This is a genomic window from Azotobacter salinestris, from assembly GCF_009363155.1.
GTDB classification, from domain to species: Bacteria; Pseudomonadota; Gammaproteobacteria; order Pseudomonadales; family Pseudomonadaceae; genus Azotobacter; species Azotobacter salinestris.
In genome coordinates, this window is record NZ_CP045302.1 from 4,830,591 (window position 1) to 4,849,553 (window position 18,963).

Annotated in this window: 19 protein-coding genes; 18 read left to right on the forward strand and 1 reads right to left on the reverse strand. The window is 59.9% G+C overall.

Features of this window, described 5'->3' with window-relative positions; genetic code table 11:
* The 12 genes from GCU53_RS22965 (at nt 1) to GCU53_RS23015 (ending at nt 8,756) form a co-directional block, all read left to right on the forward strand.
* Nucleotides 1-672 (forward strand): YmfQ family protein, encoded by a 672-nt coding sequence (locus tag GCU53_RS22965; RefSeq protein WP_152385844.1) that lies wholly within the window; start codon nt 1-3, stop codon nt 670-672.
* A complete protein-coding gene (locus GCU53_RS22970) occupies nt 669-2,534 on the forward strand; it encodes a hypothetical protein (RefSeq protein ID WP_152385845.1) in 1,866 nt (621 codons plus the stop codon). Before GCU53_RS22965 ends, GCU53_RS22970 begins: the two co-directional genes overlap by 4 nt.
* A complete protein-coding gene (locus tag GCU53_RS22975) occupies nt 2,480-3,079 on the forward strand; it encodes a hypothetical protein (RefSeq protein ID WP_152385846.1) in 600 nt (199 codons plus the stop codon). Before GCU53_RS22970 ends, GCU53_RS22975 begins: the two co-directional genes overlap by 55 nt.
* Complete coding sequence (locus GCU53_RS22980) at nt 3,079-4,560, forward strand: SGNH/GDSL hydrolase family protein (RefSeq protein WP_152389643.1); 1,482 nt, start codon at nt 3,079-3,081, stop codon at nt 4,558-4,560. Before GCU53_RS22975 ends, GCU53_RS22980 begins: the two co-directional genes overlap by 1 nt.
* Entirely contained in the window at nt 4,557-5,585 is a 1,029-nt protein-coding gene (locus GCU53_RS22985) for an IS5 family transposase (RefSeq protein WP_425278158.1), read from the forward strand. The genes GCU53_RS22980 and GCU53_RS22985 overlap by 4 nt, the downstream gene beginning before the upstream one ends.
* Before the next feature lie 108 nt (nt 5,586-5,693).
* On the forward strand, nt 5,694-5,903 hold the full coding sequence (locus GCU53_RS22990) for a hypothetical protein (RefSeq protein ID WP_152389644.1): 210 nt from the start codon (nt 5,694-5,696) through the stop codon (nt 5,901-5,903).
* Nucleotides 5,904-5,936: 33 nt separating this feature from the next.
* Nucleotides 5,937-6,467: a gp53-like domain-containing protein gene (locus tag GCU53_RS22995; protein ID WP_152389645.1), complete on the forward strand. Its 531-nt coding sequence runs from the start codon at nt 5,937-5,939 to the stop codon at nt 6,465-6,467.
* A 172-nt stretch (nt 6,468-6,639) separates the two neighbouring features.
* A complete protein-coding gene (locus GCU53_RS23000; RefSeq protein WP_152390030.1) occupies nt 6,640-6,843 on the forward strand; it encodes a hypothetical protein in 204 nt (67 codons plus the stop codon).
* Nucleotides 6,844-6,919: 76 nt separating this feature from the next.
* The gene (locus tag GCU53_RS23005; protein ID WP_152389646.1) at nt 6,920-7,402 is read left to right on the forward strand and encodes a hypothetical protein; all 483 of its coding nucleotides are present in this window, start codon (nt 6,920-6,922) and stop codon (nt 7,400-7,402) included.
* A complete protein-coding gene (locus tag GCU53_RS26295; RefSeq protein WP_244306939.1) occupies nt 7,399-7,641 on the forward strand; it encodes a 3TM-type holin in 243 nt (80 codons plus the stop codon). The genes GCU53_RS23005 and GCU53_RS26295 overlap by 4 nt, the downstream gene beginning before the upstream one ends.
* A 6-nt stretch (nt 7,642-7,647) precedes the next feature.
* The gene (locus GCU53_RS26300) at nt 7,648-7,845 is read left to right on the forward strand and encodes a hypothetical protein (RefSeq protein WP_244306941.1); all 198 of its coding nucleotides are present in this window, start codon (nt 7,648-7,650) and stop codon (nt 7,843-7,845) included.
* 35 nt (nt 7,846-7,880) lie between these two features.
* Nucleotides 7,881-8,756 carry a polysaccharide lyase family 7 protein gene (locus GCU53_RS23015; RefSeq protein ID WP_152389647.1) on the forward strand — a complete coding sequence of 292 codons (876 nt, stop codon included), beginning with the start codon at nt 7,881-7,883 and terminating at the stop codon, nt 8,754-8,756.
* Nucleotides 8,757-9,084: 328 nt separating this feature from the next.
* On the opposite strand, the gene GCU53_RS23020 is transcribed toward GCU53_RS23015, so the two are convergent.
* Nucleotides 9,085-10,119 carry an IS630 family transposase gene (locus GCU53_RS23020; RefSeq protein ID WP_152389648.1) on the reverse strand — a complete coding sequence of 345 codons (1,035 nt, stop codon included), beginning with the start codon at nt 10,117-10,119 and terminating at the stop codon, nt 9,085-9,087.
* Between the two features lie 231 nt (nt 10,120-10,350).
* Between GCU53_RS23020 and tig the strand changes: the two genes are divergently transcribed.
* The 6 genes from tig to GCU53_RS23050 all read left to right on the forward strand — a co-directional run bounded on the left by tig (nt 10,351) and on the right by GCU53_RS23050 (nt 18,802).
* Nucleotides 10,351-11,661, forward strand: coding sequence for a trigger factor (gene tig, locus GCU53_RS23025; protein ID WP_152389649.1), 1,311 nt, complete (start codon nt 10,351-10,353; stop codon nt 11,659-11,661).
* 104 nt (nt 11,662-11,765) lie between these two features.
* Nucleotides 11,766-12,386, forward strand: coding sequence for an ATP-dependent Clp endopeptidase proteolytic subunit ClpP (gene clpP, locus GCU53_RS23030; protein WP_152390031.1), 621 nt, complete (start codon nt 11,766-11,768; stop codon nt 12,384-12,386).
* Nucleotides 12,387-12,488: 102 nt separating this feature from the next.
* Nucleotides 12,489-13,769 carry an ATP-dependent Clp protease ATP-binding subunit ClpX gene (gene clpX, locus GCU53_RS23035; protein ID WP_152389650.1) on the forward strand — a complete coding sequence of 427 codons (1,281 nt, stop codon included), beginning with the start codon at nt 12,489-12,491 and terminating at the stop codon, nt 13,767-13,769.
* Between the two features lie 130 nt (nt 13,770-13,899).
* On the forward strand, nt 13,900-16,293 hold the full coding sequence (gene lon, locus GCU53_RS23040; protein WP_425278159.1) for an endopeptidase La: 2,394 nt from the start codon (nt 13,900-13,902) through the stop codon (nt 16,291-16,293).
* 136 nt (nt 16,294-16,429) lie between these two features.
* Nucleotides 16,430-16,702, forward strand: coding sequence for a nucleoid-associated protein HU-beta (gene hupB / locus GCU53_RS23045; protein WP_012700946.1), 273 nt, complete (start codon nt 16,430-16,432; stop codon nt 16,700-16,702).
* Between the two features lie 225 nt (nt 16,703-16,927).
* A complete protein-coding gene (locus GCU53_RS23050) occupies nt 16,928-18,802 on the forward strand; it encodes a SurA N-terminal domain-containing protein (RefSeq protein WP_152389652.1) in 1,875 nt (624 codons plus the stop codon).
* The last annotated feature ends 161 nt before the right edge of the window (nt 18,803-18,963 follow it).

Consider the following 18,963-nt stretch of genomic DNA (forward strand, 5'->3'; position numbering starts at 1 on the left):
ATGCCGCGCACAGCTGCAGAATACCAGGAGCAGCTGAAAGCGCTGCTCCCGCCCGGGATCGCCTTCCCGCGCGAGCCCGGTACCCGCCTCGAGGATTTGCTCGATGGCATGGCGCAGGAGTTGGCCCGCATCGATGCGCGGGGCGAACGGCTGATCATCGAGGCGAACCCGCTCAGTACCAGCGAGTTGCTGGCCGATTGGGAGCGCGTCGCCGGTCTGCCGGACAACTGCGCCGGCACGCTCGAAACGACCCAGCAGGGGCGTCGCAACGCCCTGCTAGCGAAGCTCACCGCCACCGGCGGCCAGAGCCCGGCCTACTTCATCGAGGTGGCGCGGGCGCTCGGCTACGAGGTGAACATCAGCGAGTTCCGGCCCTTTCGCGCCGGCCTGTCGCAAGCCGGCGATCCGCTGACAAGCGGCGACTGGGTTCATACCTGGCGGCTCAACACGCACGAGACGACGGTCATCGCCTTCCGCGCCGGCCTGTCCGTCGCCGGCGAGCCGCTGCGCACCTGGGGCAACGACCCCCTCGAGTGCAAGATCGACCAGCTCAAGCCCGCCCACACGATCGTGCTCTACGGCTACGGCGCGATCGAGATTCAGCAGGCATACCTGCTGTCCGACCGGCTCTGGCACTACGCAAACTTCATACTTCCCGAGGACATAGGATGAGCGATCCGGCTGATCTCAATGACCGGCTGCTCCAGGCTGTGCTGAAGGCGGAGCCGGCAAGCCAGATCATGTTCGACGTCGCAAATGGCGACGATCAGACCGAAGTGCAGACCCTGAGCGGCCGCATCCCGTCGCTGGCAAAGTGGCTGAAAGACAAGGGCAATGCCCTCGTCGACAGCGCCGCGGCGCTGCAGGATTATGCGGCGTTGCGCGCATACACCGGTCCCCTGTCGATCGTGCGCATTATCAAGCCGGGTATCAGCGGCTTCTTCCAGCACCGCGCAGGGGACACGACCAGCGCCGACAACGCCGGCACGCTCATCGTCGACACCCTGGGGCGGCGGTGGAAGCGACAGTACGAGGGGCCGGTCTACGCCACCTGGTTCGGCCTCGTCGGCGGCGCCGGCATCGATGAGACCGGGACCATCCTGACCGCGATCGAGGCGATGCCCGCAGGCGGTCAGCTGATCATCGCCGCGCAGAACCCCGACGATCCGATCTACATCAACCGCCCGCTCCCCGTCGAGACGAGCCACTTCACCCTGGATTTCCGCAGTCCGATCCTCTGCGGGCCGAACGAGATGATCCGCATCAACGGCGGCCTGCTGGAGGTGAAGCGCCCAGGCATGGTCAACGACAACCTGGCCCTGCGCTCGCCCAGTACCGTGGATGCCGAGGGCCGCATGGTCCTGCCGCTACGTCCCGGAGAAGGCGCCTTCCTGCTGCTCGACGACAAGATCGTGGTGCGCGGGGAAAATGACCGATACGGCAAAGCGTTCACCAAGCAAGTCACCACAGTCATCGCGATCAACGGGGATGACATCACGTGCGCGAACGAGCCGGACGAGACATTTCAACCGACGTATCCGGGCAGTGAGTGGCCGTCGGACTGGACGACCGGGACCACGATATCCATTGCTGCGTTTTCCGCGCTGACCGTTGATGTGGCCCCGGGCGAGCGCCCGCATACGGTTACCGTTGCCAGCACGGACATCTTTGCTGTCGGGCAGCTCTGCTACATCAGCGACGCCAGGCCCGAAGCCGACATGATCGCGCCTGTCGCATCGAACCTGCGCTCAGCCTGCAATATGGAAATCGCCCGGATCGTGGCGGTCGATCCGGTGGCCAAGACGTTGACCTTCGACCGCCACCTGGAGCGGGATTTCCCCACCGCCTGGGGCGCCGGTGTTGCCATCATGGCCCCGGTAGTCAACTCGCATATCATCCTGCGCGCCGGCATGTCGTGGGCTGCCCCGCAGCCGAACCGCCGCAACTCGGCACTGGCTATCAACTACGGTGACCGTTGTACGATCCAGGCGGATCTGATCGACGGCATTGCGGGACGGATCGGCGCGGCGGTACGCGTCGGCTACAGCTATGACTGCCACATCATCAATGCGCGAGTGCGAGACGCATATCGGTTTGAGTCGGCTGAAGGCTACGGCCTGACGCTGTACTACTCGACCCTCTGCAGCATCAAGCACAGCCACGCGACCGGCTGCCGGCACAACTACCTGGTCCAGACGTGTACGCTCTGGGAAATCGCCTACAACTACGCTGGCGACGACTACATCAGCGGTATCGACGCGCACGGCGCGAATAGCGTCAAGGGCTGGGTACACCACAACACCGTGACCCGCAGTAACCGGCATTCGCCGGCGTCACCAACGGCGGCGGCATTCGCATCGGCAACACCTCGCACGTCATCGGAGACCACGACACCCTCGTCGAGGACAACTGGATCTCGGGCTACCTGGGCGCCCTGCATGCCGCGCTCGACGTGTCGCCGTCCAGCCGGGACACCGTCTTGCGGAAAAACACCATCCAGGACGTGCAGATCGCCTTCCGCCACTACAAGGTGAACACCAGCAACCCGAACCAGCATGCGAACCGGGTGGAGTTCTCGGACAACCTGGTGATCCGCGCCGTCGAGCCGCTCGACGTCGAGAACTACGACGGCAACAGCTACTGGGACGAGCTGATCCTCAAGCGCAACACGTTCAGGGAGTGCGGCCCCGTCGTCGTGTGGGACATCCCCAAGGTTCTCTGCAAAGGCAACGATGTCGAGGACATGGCCTACGTACCCGCCCAGCATGCCTTCCAGTTCCGCGGCATTGGCGACCTGCGGATGCAGGGCTGCTCGGTCGACGGCGCCGCGCGAGGCGTCATCGTGACCAACTGCGCCAAGGCGGCCCTGGTCCGCAACTGGCTGGGCGAGACGGTGGACGGCATCCCGATCACCGACGGCGGCGGCAATGGCCAACTGATCCTGCTCGACAACGACAACGGCCTGCCGCCGACCACGCTCATCGACGGCGGTGAGTTTGAGGCCGCCACGACCACCGTGATCGATGGCGGCGACTTCGATGACGCCACCGGCACTTTTTATGATGGAGGCACTTTCTGATGGCTGATCGGTACCAGCATCGCCGCAAAACCACCTGCGGTATCGCACCGACGACGCTGCTGGTCGGCGAGTTCGCTACGAACCTTGCGGATGGGCAAGTCTGGGTCGGCCAGGCCGATGGCTCGCCAAAGCCCCTGGCCGAGATGGCGGCGGTGGCGGCCGGTATGCGGGCGATCATCGGCGCGACGATCGCACAGGGCTCCAACGTCAGTCTCGACGTCAACCCGACGACCGGCGTCGTGACCATCTCGGCGACAGGCGGGGGGGGGGGCGGCGGTTTCCGGCGCGGCATACGCCTGGGCTTCATCGGCACCAGCCTTATCCAGAACAACATCCAGTCGAGCAGCAGCCAGGTCTCGCACTCGTCGCGGGGCTGGATCTCGTGGGCGCGCTTCTTTTCGCGCGGGCGCTTCTTCACCCCGGTCTGGTATGACCCGAGCGTCTATAGCGGATGGGAGCCGGGCGGTGCCGCGGGTACCACCCGGTATTTCCGGGGGCTGAATGCCGGCGTGTCCGGCCAGACGATTGCGCAGATCGCGGCCCGCAAGGAGTTCCTCGCCGCGGCGGTCGAGTGCGACATGATCGTCATCGACGGCGGCACGAACGATATCGATGCGCTGACCGCCACGGAGATCCAGGATGCCCGCGAGGCGATCGCGGAGTATTACCTGGGCCTGGGCATCCCGGTGGTCCTGCTGCCGATCCTGGCGCGCAGCACCGCGCAATGGCCGGGCGGCGATGTCAAGCGGCAGAAGGCCGCCTGGATCAACCAGCGCTCTCGCGACTTCTGCAAGGGACGAGAGGCATGCTGGCTCTATGACTGGAACCAGCCCTGGGCCGATTTGACGGGTTCCTACGTCGTGCCGAAAGCCGGCTACTCCAACGATGGCCTGCACAAGGCGCCCCCCGGCGGCGTGGCGGTCGGCGAAGACTTCGCCAACTTCCTGGCCGACATCCTGCCGCCCGCCCAGCCGCGCGTGTGGGCGCAGGACGATCAGTACAGTGCGGCCAACAACCCGTTCGGGAACCTCCTGAGCAACCCGTTCTGCCTGGGGACGGGTGGTTCGCTGACCGGCGCCACGGGCGTTGTCGCGAACAACATGCGGATCGAGCTGGTCAGCGGCGGCGGAGCCGTCGTCGGCAGCAAGGAGGCGCGCGCCGACGGCCGCGGCGAGTATCAGGTCATCACTGTCACTCCGGGCACAACTGATACGACCGCCCGCTTCCGCACCGCCAACGCCGACATGGCCACGACGTTCCCGGTCGACACCTGGCTGCAGGCGTCGTGCGAGGTGGAGATCAGCGCACACGCCTACATCCGGGGCGTGACCCTGACGCTGTGGGACGTGACCGCGGGCCTGACGGTTTCGGACATGAGCCCCGACCAGTACACGAGCCCGGCGGTCCGCTGGCCGAACCGGACATATAAGGGCACCTCTAAAAACCAGCCCGGCCGCCGGGTAAGATCATCCGCCTGTTGATCACCCGGAGCCTGCTGATGTTCAGTCTTTTTGCCGACCAGGAGCGTGAAGCCAAGCTGGACAGCTTGGGCGACCCACTGGCCCTACTGAACAAGCATGTGGACTTTGCATCCTTGGCCGCCGAAATCGACCGCTGGGCTCCCAGGCCCAGTAGGGCCAAGGGCGGCCGGCCGCCTTATCCAACGGAGCAGATGACGCGACTGCTGGTACTCCAGCAACTGTTCAACCTGTCCGACGAGCAGATGGAGTTCCAGTTGCTCGACCGCATGAGCTTCCAGCGTTTTGCCGGTCTCAAGCACGCCGGCCGAGTGCCGGATCGCAACACGATCTGGCTCTTTCGCGAGCGCCTGGTCAAGGCCAATGTCGAGCACCAGATCTTTGCCGAGGTGCAGCGTCAGTTGCAGGCACACGGATTCCGGGCTCGCAAAGGGCAGATCATCGATGCCAGCATCGTTCGCGCGCCCATCCAGCACAACACAGCCGATGAGCAGGCCGTGGTGAAGGAGCAGGCTGTGCCGGTGGAGTGGTCACCCGCCCAGCGCCGACAAAAGGATGTCGAGGCGCGCTGGACGAAGAAGCACGGCAAATCGTACTTCGGCTACAAGCTGTCGGTCAGCGTGGATCGTCGGCACAAGCTGATCCGCGGCGTGCGGGTGAGCGATGCCAGCGAGGCCGATACCCTGCACCTGGTGGATGTGCTCGACCGAAACAACAGCAGCCGTGACTTCTGGGCGGATCGCGGTTATCACGACAAGCCCAGAGAGCGCTGGCTCAAGCTGATCGGCTGGCGACCGCATATCCAGCGCAAGGGCCAGGCCGGCAAGCCTATCGGAGAGCCGGGCAAGGCCCGGAACAAACGCATTGCCAGCCCCCGGGCCAGGGTCGAGCATGTATTTGCCAGCCTCGCCCAGATGGGCGGCAAGAGGGTCCGGAGCATTGGCTTGGTCCGGGCGGAGTTCGGTTTGGTGGTCAAATCGGCGGTCTACAACCTCAAGCGGATGTCGAGACTGCTGGAAATGGCCTGAGTCAGGTCGCCGGTTGCATACCGCGACCGGCAGCAGGATCTTCTGCGAGACATCAACCCGGTCAACGGATGCCAAGCGCTGGGTTCGTCACTGCTCGACCTAGCTCAGGTGGGTGTTTTTAGAGGTGCCCATAAGGGGCTGCTGGAAACCCCGGCTATCCGTGTCTCCACGGCCAACCCGACGTTCCGCTGGCGCGTCGACATCGTCCTGGGCAATACCGGGGAAGGCGCCTCGGGCGACCTGGTGGTCAAGGTCGGCGCGGTCGAGTTTCGGCCCGTCGAAGATCCGCGAGCGCTTGTCGGCTACACGGCGGGCTGACCGGCAACTCGATCGAGCGAGGTTTTTGAGCACATGCATCGAATAGACGTCCCGTCGGCGACGGCGGACTACCAATTCACCGAGGGTTCGCCCGCAGGAGGCGTTCCGGCGACGACGGTATCCGCGGCCTGGCTGAACGACATGCAGGAGGAGCTGATCAGCATCCTGGCCGCGGCCGGCATCGCGCCGGTCAAGGGCGATCAGGATCAAGTGCTGGCGGCAATCCTGGCGCTTATTGCCGCACAGGCAGGAGGCATTAGATCGCTCACGCCGAATGGGTATCGCCAGATCGGGGATATCGTTCTGCAGTGGGGTTCCGGGTCAACCGTTACAGGCAACCTCGACGACGTGGTTTTTCCCGTGACATTCCCGGACGAGGTATGGGCGGTCATCGTCATGGAAGCAGCGTCGGCAGGGTGGGGTACACCGGTTCAGCCGACCGTTTACGGATGCGCAAACAAGCACCCGTCTGGGTTCAAAGTTAGCGGGGCCCGAGTGCTTTCAGGCGGCGGGGCGCTGTACGAAAGCGGCCTTTTTTACAACTACATTGCCATCGGTCGGTGAGGTTGAGATGGGGATTTTGTATAGCGCCACGACCAACGGGTTCTACGACTCGGCGATCAACAAGACCATGCCTGCCGACGCGGTGGAGATCACGTGCGAGCAGCGCGCCGAATTGCTGGCCGGGCAGTCTGCCGGGAAGCTGATCAAGCCTGGAGCTGGTGGCAGGCCCACCTTGCAGAGCCCGCCGGAGCCCACCGTCGAACAGAAGCGGCACGCCGTCCTGGCGCAGCGATCGCGTGCATACCGGCTGGAGTCCGATCCGCTGAAGCTCGAGGCTGAATACGATGCGGTGATCGCCGGCACCGAGCCGGACTACTCGGCCTGGCTGGCCAAGGTCGCCGAGATCAAGGTGCGCTACCCGCTTTCGAATCATTAGAGCCGCTCGGCATCAATCCATAGAAACCTGAATGCCCCAAGCCCGCCCTGTGCGGGCTTTCGTTTCTGGAGATCCCATGCTTCTATCCGAAATCCGCGCCGCGGCCATCGCCCCGGCGCTTTCGCTGCTGCCTGCGCGCATGAACAGCCCCCAGGCTGAGGCCATGCTGCTGGCGATCGGGCTGCAGGAGTCCGGTCTTATCCATCGTCGGCAGATCGGCGGGCCGGCCCGGGGTGTGTGGCAGTTTGAGCAGGGTGGCGGGGTAACTGGTGTACTGCGCCATCCTGCATCGGCGGGATATGCTCGTGGCGTCTGCACAGCCCGAAAGGTCAGCCCTGAGCCCGGCATCGTATGGGCCGAGCTCGAGCACGATGACATCCTCGCTGCTGCCTTCGCCCGCCTGCTGCTGTGGACCGATCCGGCGCTATTGCCGGCGGTGGGCGAGGTCGGCGCGAGCTGGGATCTGTACCTGCGCACCTGGCGGCCCGGCAAACCGCACCGGAGCCGCTGGGATAGCTGCTATGCCCAGGCGATGGATGCGCTGGAGGCGACAGCATGAGCCTGCTCGCCACCGCCACGGCGCTGCTGCCGACCGTCGCCGGCCTGCTCGATAGACTGATCCCCGACCCGGAGGCCAAGGCCAGGGCCCAGCTCGAGCTGCTCAGGCTCCAGCAGGAGGGCGCCTTCAAGGAGCTTGACGCGGCTCTGCAGGTCAACCTGGCCCAGGCGAAGATCAACGAGGTCGAAGCGGCGAGCCAGTCGGGTTTTCAGGCCGGCTGGCGACCGCTGGCCGGGTAAGTCTGCGTGGCCAGCCTGGCCTACGAGTTTCTGGTCAGGCCGCTGCTGCCCTGGTTGCTGACCGTGGCCGGCGCCGCCGATGTCCCGCCGCTGCCCTCGCTCGACGAGGTGCTATTCGAGCTGATCTTCGGCATGCTTGGCCTTGGCACCATGCGATCGGTCGACCGCTGGAAGAGGGTGAGCATGATCGCCAATCCGAAGTGAGGCTAACCACCAACCTGCACCATCCGGAGATTGCCATGATCGACCTTCCCCAAAAAATAGACCTTTCCCACTGGAACCTGACCATCCCGGTCGGCGCCAAGATTATCCAGACTAAGAAGTTGCAGACCTATGCGTCTGAGTGGTTTGTCCATAACGCCGACGGCTCCATCACTTTCTTCGCCCCATCATCCGGGGATGGCATGAAGTCGACTAGCAACAGCGCCTATCCGCGCAGCGAACTGCGAGAGACCCTGCCCAACGGCGACGACGACGAGGCCAACTGGAGCCTTGGCAGCGCGCCGGTCCATCGCTTGAGCGCAACCTTGACTGTCGACGCTCTGGCCAAGAGCAAAAAGGCCATCATCGGGCAGTTCCACGGCAAGAGCACCAAGCCACCGTTCAAGCTGCAGATCACCGGAGGCACGGTCTATGTGCAGTACCGGCCGAAGCACAACGGCCAGGAAATCAAGGATCCGATCCTGAAGGGCTACCATCTGGGCGACATGCTGGACTATTCCGCCGAGGTGACCAGCGGCGGGGCTTTTACGGTAGTGGTCAACGGCGTCACTCGGCAGTACCAGTTCGACGTGGCTTCGTACAAGGGCGACAAGTGGTACGCCAAGGCGGGGATGTACAGCCAGGAGAAGATCGGCGGGGAGGGCGCCGGCCGGGCCACCTTCTATGCGCTGACTATGACGCATGGAAACCAGAAAGCACAGACGGTTGATCTCGAACCCATGCGGGTACAGCCGGCTGCGCTACCAACGGCCGAGCAGCCGGCAGAAAGCCAGGAAACCACTGCCGGCATCCGCGAGCGGCTGTCCGCCATGGAGGATCTGCTCGACGACCTGCCGGAGGGAAGCGTGGGGAAGCTGCGCGCCGAGATTGATTCGATCAGGGAGCTTCTCTGAGTGATGCGATAAGGGTATGGGGATTGAGGTGCCCGGACGGGCGATGAGGGAGGCAGCGACCCAGCGTTCCAGCACCCGGCCGCCGCCCTGCAAGCGTGGCCAAGGGTACCTTCTTGGTTCCGACAGGGATAGTGTGGGTGCCTGTTGGAATAATTGACCTGAGATCGGCCAGAAGCGGAGCGTAGCGAAAACGTGATGCACAGTTTCGCTCAGCGTGACATGGGATTACTGTATTTTCACAGCGTAGCGGTTGCGGGCGGCTTAAGCTGTTGATTTAAAAGGCTTTCAGGTTGATTCCTATGATTTACTAATCTTTTAAAAAGTAATGTCATGCTGCTGCATATCGGCAGTCCGGGTGGCGGAAAAACGATTTCACCAACTCCGGCAACTTCTGGATTCTGCGCAGCGCGCCCAGGGCCAACTTCTTCATCTCCTCCCGGTTCTGCACAAGACGCCTGGACACACTGCGCTTGACGTGCCCCCAGACCTGCTCGTCCGGGTTCAGCTGTGGCGAGTACGGCGGCAGATAGAAGAGTTTCAGGCGCCCCGCTTGTTCTTCGACGAACGCCCTGACCAGCCGGGCCTTGTGCACCGGATGGCCATCGATGATCACGAAGACCGGCTGCTCGGCACCGATCAGCAGGCGCTTGAGAAACTCGCGGAACACGCTGGCCGTCACCGTCCCGTCGTGCAGCATGAAGCGGAACTCGCCGCGCGTCCCGACCGCCGACAGCATGTTCACCGAGAAGCGTCGGCCGGTCACCTCGACCACCGGCGTTTCCCCCTGCGGTGCCCAGGTCGTGCCGGCATGGTAGTCGGAGCGCAGGCCCGACTCGTCCGCGAAGTAGATCCTTGCCCCCGCTGCACGGGCCTCGGCCCGAATCGCCGGGTAGGTCTCGTTTTCCCACTGGCGCACCAGCGCCGCATCCTGCTGCCAGGCGCGATGCAAGGGTTTCTGCGCGGTGAAGCCGAGCAGCTTCATGACTCGGCTCACGGCGGACAGCGACAGCGTCTTGCCGAACTGGCGGCGGATCAATTCGGCGATCAGCGACAAGGTCCACAGGCCGAACTCGAAACGGTATTGCAGCGGCGAGTGGTCCCGAACGGCCTGTGCCAGCCAGCGCATTTCCTCGGCACCGATCCTGGGGGGACGTCCGGGAACCGGCTTGGCGAGCAGGGCGTTCTGTCCGCCATTGGCGAAGTCGGACAGCCAGCGAAAGACGCTGCGGATATTGACGCCGAAGGCGGCCGCCACGCTTTGGACGGTCTGCCCTTCGCGAACGGCCTTGATCGCCTGCTGACGCATGACCTGAAGGGAATGGTGGTCGATTGCTCGACCGTCGGAGTTTCGTTTGCATTTCATGGGGGTATTGTCTCTCAATATGACAATACTTTCGATAGGCTTAGTAGGTTCCAGCGCCGCAAGGCGTAAGAGTTCGAGTCTCTTCATCCGCACCATTTCCTATCTCCCTGCTCCCTCCCGTATGCCGCCTGCTCTCTGTAGGGTGACTTCTGCAATCTGACCCACTAGAATGCATGCCCTTGATTTGGGGCCGTCAATGGCCGGCTAACGTCTGTGCAACGAGGAATATCCATGCAAGTTTCTGTTGAAAGCACCTCCGCTCTTGAGCGCCGCCTGACGATCGGCGTGCCGGCCGAGCGCATCGAGACCGAAGTCAGCAAGCGTCTGCAGCAGACGGCTCGTCGCGCCAAGATTCCTGGCTTTCGTCCTGGCAAGGTGCCAATGAGTGTGATTCGCCAGCGTTACGAAGAATCTGCTCGTCAGGAAGCCTTGGGTGATCTGATTCAGGCCAGCTTCTATGAGGCGGTGGTCGAGCAGAAGCTGAAGCCGGCCGGTGCTCCCTCCGTTGAGCCGAAGGTTTTCGAAAAGGGCAGGGATCTGGAATATGTTGCCACTTTCGAGGTTTATCCCGAGTTCGAGGTTGTCGGCCTGGAGGATATTGCAGTCGAGCGTCTGCAGGCGGAAGTTGCAGAATCTGATGTCGATAACATGCTGGAAATTCTGCGTAAGCAGAATACCCGCTATACGCAGGTCGAGCGTGAGGCGCAGGATGGCGATCAACTGAACATCGATTTCGTCGGCAAGATCGATGGTGAAGCCTTTGCCGGTGGCTCTGCCAAGGGCACGCTGCTGGTGTTGGGCTCCGGGCGGATGATCGAGGGCTTCGAGGCGGGGCTGGTTGGCGCGAAGGCCGGTGAGGAGCGCGTTCTGTCGCTCACCTTCCCTGCGGACTATCAGAATCTGGATCTGGCGGGCAAGGCTGCCGAGTTCACGGTAACCGTCAATTCGGTCTCCGAAGCCGAGCTGCCCGAACTGAATGCCGACTTCTTTGCCTTGTTCGGTATCGCTGAGCCGAGTTTGGAAGCCTTCCGTGCCGAGGTCGGCAAGAATATGGAGCGCGAGCTGGGCCAGGCAATCAAGTCCAAGGTGAAGACCCAGGTAATGGATGGCCTCTTGGCCGCCAATCCGATTGAAGTGCCCAAGGCCTTGATCGAAAACGAAGTGAATCGCCTGCGGGTCCAGGCCGTGCAGCAGTTCGGCGGCAATATCAAGCCGGAGCAGCTGCCGGCGGATCTGTTCCAGGAGCAGGCCAGGCGTCGTGTCGCACTGGGGCTCATTGTTGCGGAGATGGTCAAGCAGTTCGAGATCAAGCCGGATGAGTCGAAGGTAAAGGCTCTGATCGAGGAAATTGCCTCTGCCTATCAGGAGCCGGAGCAGGTCGTTGCGTGGTACTACGGCAACGAGCAGCAGCTTGGTGAGGTTCGTTCGGTTGTGCTGGAGGAACAAGTTGTAGATACTGTCCTGCAGAAGGCCAACGTAACCGACAAAGCGGTCTCTTACGAAGAAGCTGTCAAGCCGGCGGAAGTTCCGCAAGCTGCCTGATTCTTCCCTCGTGTGAGTACATCCATAAGCCAGCCTTCGTGCTGGCTTATTTGCATTTCAAGACCTGACCATTAGGGAGCAATCAGGACATGACCAATCATTTCATGCAAATGCCTGAAATCCAGGCCGCTGGTGGCTTGGTGCCTATGGTGATCGAGCAGTCCGCGCGCGGTGAGCGTGCTTACGATATTTATTCGCGCCTCTTGAAGGAACGGGTGATATTCATGGTTGGCCAAGTGGAAGACTACATGGCGAACTTGATTGTTGCTCAATTGTTGTTCCTTGAGGCTGAGAATCCAGACAAGGATATCCATCTCTACATCAATTCGCCTGGTGGCTCCGTGACGGCAGGCATGTCCATCTACGACACCATGCAGTTTATCAAGCCTGACGTTTCCACCATTTGTATTGGTCAGGCCTGTAGCATGGGCGCCTTGCTGTTAGCTGGTGGTGCTGCTGGAAAGCGCTACTGCCTGCCGCATTCGCGGATGATGATTCACCAGCCTCTGGGGGGGTTCCAAGGGCAGGCCTCGGACATCGAGATCCATGCCCGGGAGATCCTTACCATTCGTGAGCGCTTGAACAAGATTCTGGCGCATCACACGGGTCAGCCTATCGATGTGATTGCCCGTGACACGGATCGTGACAATTTCATGAGTGGTGAGGAAGCGGTCAAGTATCGCCTCATCGATCAGGTACTCGTGCATCGTCAGCTGGTGGGTTGAGCCCATATCGGGGCAGCCTGAAATTGAGGCTGCCCTTGGGCTTGAAAATGCCCGCATTTGCCTTCATCTTGTGTTGCAAGCCTACCGGATTGGATTGATCGAATGACTGACACCCGTAACGGCGAGGACAATGGCAAACTGCTTTACTGCTCCTTCTGCGGCAAGAGCCAGCATGAGGTGCGTAAGCTGATTGCCGGGCCCTCGGTCTTTATTTGTGACGAGTGCGTCGACCTGTGCAACGACATTATCCGAGAGGAAGTGCAAGAAGCCCAGGCCGAAAGTAGTGCGCATAAGCTACCCGCACCCAAGGAAATCAGTACCATTCTCGACCAGTATGTCATTGGTCAGGAGCGTGCCAAGAAGGTCTTGGCTGTGGCTGTGTACAACCACTACAAGCGCCTGAATCAGCGTGACAAGAAGGACGATGTCGAGCTGGGCAAGAGCAATATCCTGTTGATCGGCCCGACTGGCTCCGGCAAGACCTTGCTGGCTGAGACCCTGGCCCGTCTGTTGAACGTTCCCTTTACGATTGCTGATGCGACCACCCTGACCGAGGCGGGGTATGTCGGCGAGGATGTCGAGAACATCATCCAGAAGCTGCTGCAGAAGTGCGATTACGACGTCGAAAAGGCCCAGATGGGCATCGTCTATATTGACGAAATCGACAAGATTTCGCGCAAATCCGACAACCCATCGATTACGCGAGATGTGTCGGGAGAAGGCGTCCAGCAGGCCCTGCTCAAGCTGATCGAAGGAACGGTGGCCTCCGTTCCGCCGCAGGGTGGGCGTAAGCATCCACAGCAGGAGTTCCTGCAGGTGGATACCCGCAATATTCTCTTTATTTGCGGTGGCGCCTTCTCCGGTTTGGAGAAGGTAATCCAGAACCGGTCGACGAAGGGTGGCATCGGCTTTAATGCCGAGGTGCGAAGTCCGGATATCGGCAAGAAAATCGGTGAGGCTCTACGTGATGTGGAGCCAGACGATCTGGTCAAGTTCGGCCTGATTCCGGAATTTGTGGGACGCCTGCCTGTCATTGCTACACTTGATGAGTTGGACGAGGCAGCTTTGGTGCAGATCCTCACGGAGCCCAAGAACGCGTTGACCAAGCAGTATGGCAAGCTGTTCGAAATGGAAGGGGTAGAGCTTGAGTTCCGCCCTGATGCATTGCGGGCCGTTGCCTTGCGCGCGCTCGAGCGAAAGACCGGGGCTCGTGGATTGCGTTCCATTCTCGAGGGCGTCCTGCTGGATACCATGTACGAGATACCCTCGCAGTCCGGTGTCAGCAAGGTGGTTATCGATGAGAGTGTCATCGCTGGTGCTTCCAAGCCTCTGCTGATCTATGAAAACGTGGAGCCGCCTGCCAAGGCTGCACCTGATGCTTGATCCGGAAAGGGGCCTGCGGGCCCCTTTGCATTTCCACTGCAGTGCTTGTTTTTTCCTGGGGCTACCCTCATCTTAGAAATCAGGGTGCGTCCGTCACTCTCCGGTCCTGAGCCCACGTAGAGCCTAAATCATGAATATGATCGAATTACCTCTTCTACCGCTGCGCGATGTCGTCGTATATCCGCACATGGTAATCCCGCTGTTCGTGGGGCGCGAAAAGTCCATCGAAGCCCTTGAGTCCGCAATGAGTGGGGACAAGCAAATCCTCTTGTTGGCCCAGAAGAATCCGGCAGATGATGACCCGGGAGAGGAGTCGCTCTATCGAGTTGGCACCGTTGCAACGGTCCTGCAACTGCTGAAGCTTCCCGATGGCACCGTCAAGGTTCTGGTCGAAGGAGAGCAGCGTGGGGCCATCGAGCGCTTCATTGATGCCGATGGGCACAGCCGGGCACAGCTGTTCCTGGTCGAGGAGGCACCGGTCGCCGAGCGGGAGGGAGAAGTCTTCATTCGTAGCCTGCTCAGCCAGTTCGAGCAGTACGTCCAACTGGGCAAAAAAGTGCCTGCTGAGGTCCTGTCGTCATTGAACAGCATTGATGAGCCGGGTCGTCTGGTCGACACCATGGCTGCACACATGGCTCTCAAGCTCGAGCAGAAGCAGGAGATTCTGGAGATCGCCGACCTTTCAGCTCGCGTCGAGCATGTCTTGGCGCTTCTGGATGCCGAAATCGATCTATTGCAGGTCGAGAAGCGTATCCGTGGTCGAGTGAAGAAGCAGATGGAGCGCAGCCAGCGTGAGTACTATCTGAATGAGCAAATGAAGGCCATTCAGAAGGAGCTCGGTGATATTGACGAGGGGCACAATGAAATCGACGATCTGAAGCAGCGCATCGAGGCTGCTGGATTGACGAAAGAGGCTCTGGCCAAGGCACAGGCCGAGCTGAACAAGCTCAAGCAGATGTCTCCGATGTCTGCCGAAGCCACTGTCGTTCGCTCCTATATTGATTGGCTGGTCAATGTACCTTGGAAGGCCGAGAGCAAGGTTCGCCTGGATCTCTCCAAGGCCGAGGCTATTCTCGATACGGATCATTACGGATTGGAGGAGGTCAAGGAGCGCATCCTCGAATATCTCGCTGTGCAGAAGCGCGTGAAGAAGCTCAAGGGGCCTGTACTCTGCCTGGTCGGGCCGCCGGGAGTCGGTAAGACCTCCTTGGCTGAATCCATCGCACGGGCTACCAATCGCAAATTTGTGCGCATGGCACTGGGTGGTGTGCGCGATGAGGCTGAAATACGCGGTCACCGTCGTACCTATATTGGTTCGATGCCTGGACGGCTGATCCAGAAGATGACCAAGGTGGGGGTTCGAAATCCCTTGTTCCTTCTCGACGAGATCGACAAGATGGGTAGCGATATGCGAGGAGATCCTGCCTCTGCGCTGCTGGAGGTACTCGATCCGGAGCAAAATCACAATTTCAATGATCATTATCTGGAGGTTGACTATGACCTTTCGGATGTGATGTTCGTCTGTACTGCCAACTCAATGAACATTCCGGCGCCGCTCCTGGACCGCATGGAAGTGATTCGTCTTCCTGGATATACCGAAGACGAGAAAGTCAACATCGTCGTCAAGTATCTGGCCCCCAAGCAAACCCAAGCCAATGGGCTGAAAAAGGGGGAACTGGAGTTCGAGGAGACGGCAATTCGCGACATGATCCGTTACTACACCCGTGAGGCGGGTGTTCGCAGCCTTGAGCGGCAGATTGCCAAAGTCTGTCGTAAAGTAGTCAAGGAAAATGCCAAGGAAAAGCATTTCAAGGTCACGGTAACAGCCGACTCGCTAGAGCATTTCCTGGGCGTTCGCAAATATCGCTATGGCTTGGCGGAGCAGCAGGATCAGATCGGCCAGGTCACGGGACTGGCTTGGACCCAGGTCGGCGGCGAACTGTTGACGATCGAGTCGGCCGTTGTGCCAGGCAAGGGGCAACTGATCAAAACCGGATCGCTTGGTGATGTCATGGTCGAGTCCATCACTGCAGCATTGACCGTGGTGCGCAGTCGGGCAAAGAGTCTTGGCATCCCGCTGGATTTTCATGAGAAGCGTGACATTCATATCCATATGCCGGAAGGGGCTACACCCAAGGATGGCCCTAGCGCTGGTGTGGGGATGTGCACTGCCTTGGTTTCTGCGCTGACGCAAATCCCCGTGAGGGCCGATGTGGCGATGACTGGGGAAATAACATTGCGTGGTCAAGTATTGGCCATTGGTGGGTTGAAAGAGAAACTTCTGGCAGCGCATCGGGGAGGTATCAAGATTGTTATCATTCCTGAAGAGAACGTCCGGGATTTAAAAGATATTCCTGAGAACATTAAACAGGACTTGCAAATCAAGCCGGTAAAATGGATTGACGAGGTCCTGCAGATTGCGCTGCAATACGCCCCGGAGCCCTTGCCTGACGCGGCTCCCGAGATGGTCGCAAAGGATGAGAAGCGCGAGGCTGATCCCAAGGAGAGAATCAGTACGCACTAATCAGTGGGGGCTTTCCTTGACATCTTTTTCGAGCGCTTGATATAAAGCGGCTCTTTTCGTGTTGGCAAACCATCCAGCACCCGTTTTGCCTGCACCAAGATCAAGAAATAACCCAAATGAAATAAGGGGACCTAGAGTGAACAAGTCGGAATTGATTGATGCGATTGCTGCATCTGCTGATATCCCGAAAGCTGTTGCTGGCCGAGCGCTGGACGCAGTCATTGAGTCTGTCACTGGCGCCCTGAAGGCTGGTGATTCCGTGGTGCTGGTTGGTTTTGGTACTTTTGCTGTCAAGGAGCGCGCTGCTCGCACTGGTCGCAATCCGCAGACCGGCAAGCCGATCAACATCGAGGCTGCCAAGATCCCTGGCTTCAAGGCTGGCAAGGCCTTGAAAGACGCAGTCAACTGAGCGTCTTGCGAGCATAGGGCTCGTCCGGACCAGGAACTGCCTGGTCTTGATCTCGGCGTGGAAGGCTCGGCCGATTGATGTGCCGGCCTGTCGCGTCGGGAGCCGCGGGTTCGAAGCCTGCCTGCTCCACCAGTCATGAAAAGGCGCATCCGAAGAGATGCGCCTTTTTTATATTCAGACTCTACCAGTACCAAATGGCTTCTCGCGGCCATTTCTGGGGGATGCATGCTGCAGAACATCAGGGACAATTCACAGGGGTGGATTGCCAAGACCATTATCGGTGTCATCGTCGTATTACTAGCCTTGACCGGCTTTGACGCGATTCTCACTAGCACAAGCAACAGTCAGAATGCAGCAGAGGTCAATGGTGCGAAGATCAGCCTGGTTGAACTGAACCGGGAGGTAGAGATGCAGCGCCGCCAATTGCTTCAGCAGCTTGGCAAGGACTTTGATGCTTCGCAATTGAACGAGGGGTTGCTGCGCAATGCGGCACTCAACGGCCTGATAGAGCGCGCGCTGTTGCTGCAGGGAGCCGAGGCGGCAGGTTTTGCCTTCTCCCAAAGCGCTCTGGATCAGCTGATTCTGCAAACTCCTGAATTCCAGGTGGATGGCAAGTTCGACGCGAACAAATTCGATCAGGTCATTGCTCGGATGGGCTACAGCCGCTTGCAGTTCCGACAAATGCTGGAACAGGAAATGCTGATCGGTCATTTGCGCGCCGGTCTGGCAGGTAGTGGCTTTGTGACGGATCGTGAGGTCGAGGCCTTTGCTCGCTTGGAGCAGCAGACGCGAGATTTCTCCACCATGACATTACCTGCCGATCCGGCACAGGTGACAGTCGAGGATGAGGCGGTGCGGACCTATTATGAGGAGCATACCAGCCGCTATATGACTCCTGAGCAGGTCGTGGTGGAGTATATCGAATTGAAGCGAGATACCTTCTTCGATCAAGTGGAAGTCAAGAGCGATGATTTACACGCACTTTATCAGCGGGAAATTGCCAACCTTGCGGAGCAACGTCAAGCCGCGCACGTTCTCCTCGAGGTGAATGAGGAGCTGAGTGACGAGCAGGCAAAGGCCAAGCTGGAGGAACTCAAGACTCGTATCGATAAGGGAGAGGATTTTGCCGCTCTGGCCAAGGAGTTCTCCCAGGATCCTGGCTCAGCAGATAAAGGCGGTGACCTAGGCTATGCAGGGCCTGGCGTTTACGATCCAGCTTTCGAGCAGGTACTGTATTCCTTGAATAAAGGGGAGGTAAGTTCTCCGGTTCGCAGCGAATTCGGATGGCACCTGATCAAGTTGCTCGATGTGCAAGCACCCGATACTCCCAGCTTCGATACTCTGAAGGAGAAACTGGGTCGTGACCTCAAGTCAGAGCAGGTCGAACAGGCGTTCGTGGAGGCTGCTCGCGAGCTGGAAAATGCGGCCTTCGAGGCATCGGATCTTGTCCAGCCAGCCCAGGAACTTGGACTTCAGTTAAAAACCAGTGCTCCTTTCGGCCGTGAAGGCGGTGAGGGACTGACTGCAAATCGACAGGTCATTCAGGCTGCATTCAGTTCCGAAGTGCTTGAGCAAGGCAATAACAGCAGTGCTATCGAATTGGACCCGGACACAGTCGTCGTTCTGCGAGTAAAAGAACATAAAAAGCCTGAGCAGGTTCCGCTCGAGCAGGTGGCCGATAGCATTCGGGAGCAGCTGTTGAGGAAGCGTGCGGCTGATGATGTCAAGACGAGAGGAGAGGCACTCCTCGGCGAGCTCCGGCAAGGGCATACGCCTGTTGAGCAAGCCCGGCATAATGAGGGCTGGCAGGTAGTGGAGGCGGCGGCACGTAACCAGGACGGAATTGATCCGGTCATCCTGCAGGCAGTGTTTCGTATGCCCAAGCCTGCCGATGCGGATAAGCCTGCCTTTACCGGAGTGACCTTGCCGAATGGTAATTATGTGCTGATTCGTCTGACTGGAATCGGCGAGCCGGAAGATAGCTTGTCCGAAGAGGAAAAAAGCATATATCGACGCTTTTTGGCCTCGCGCAGTGGTCAGCAGGATTTTGCAGCCTATCGCCGCCAGCTCCAGTCGGCAGCCGATATCGAGCGCTTTTGACATTGCTTGATAGCGTCGGAAAAGTACTCCGCGTCCAAGAAAGAGCTCATGAGAAAAGCAAAAATGCCCATATCATTCGACATGGGCATTTTAGCTTTAGATTTCTTGATGCAGAAGGTTGTGATCTAGTGATTTTTCAAGAGATCATCCCGAGAGCCAGG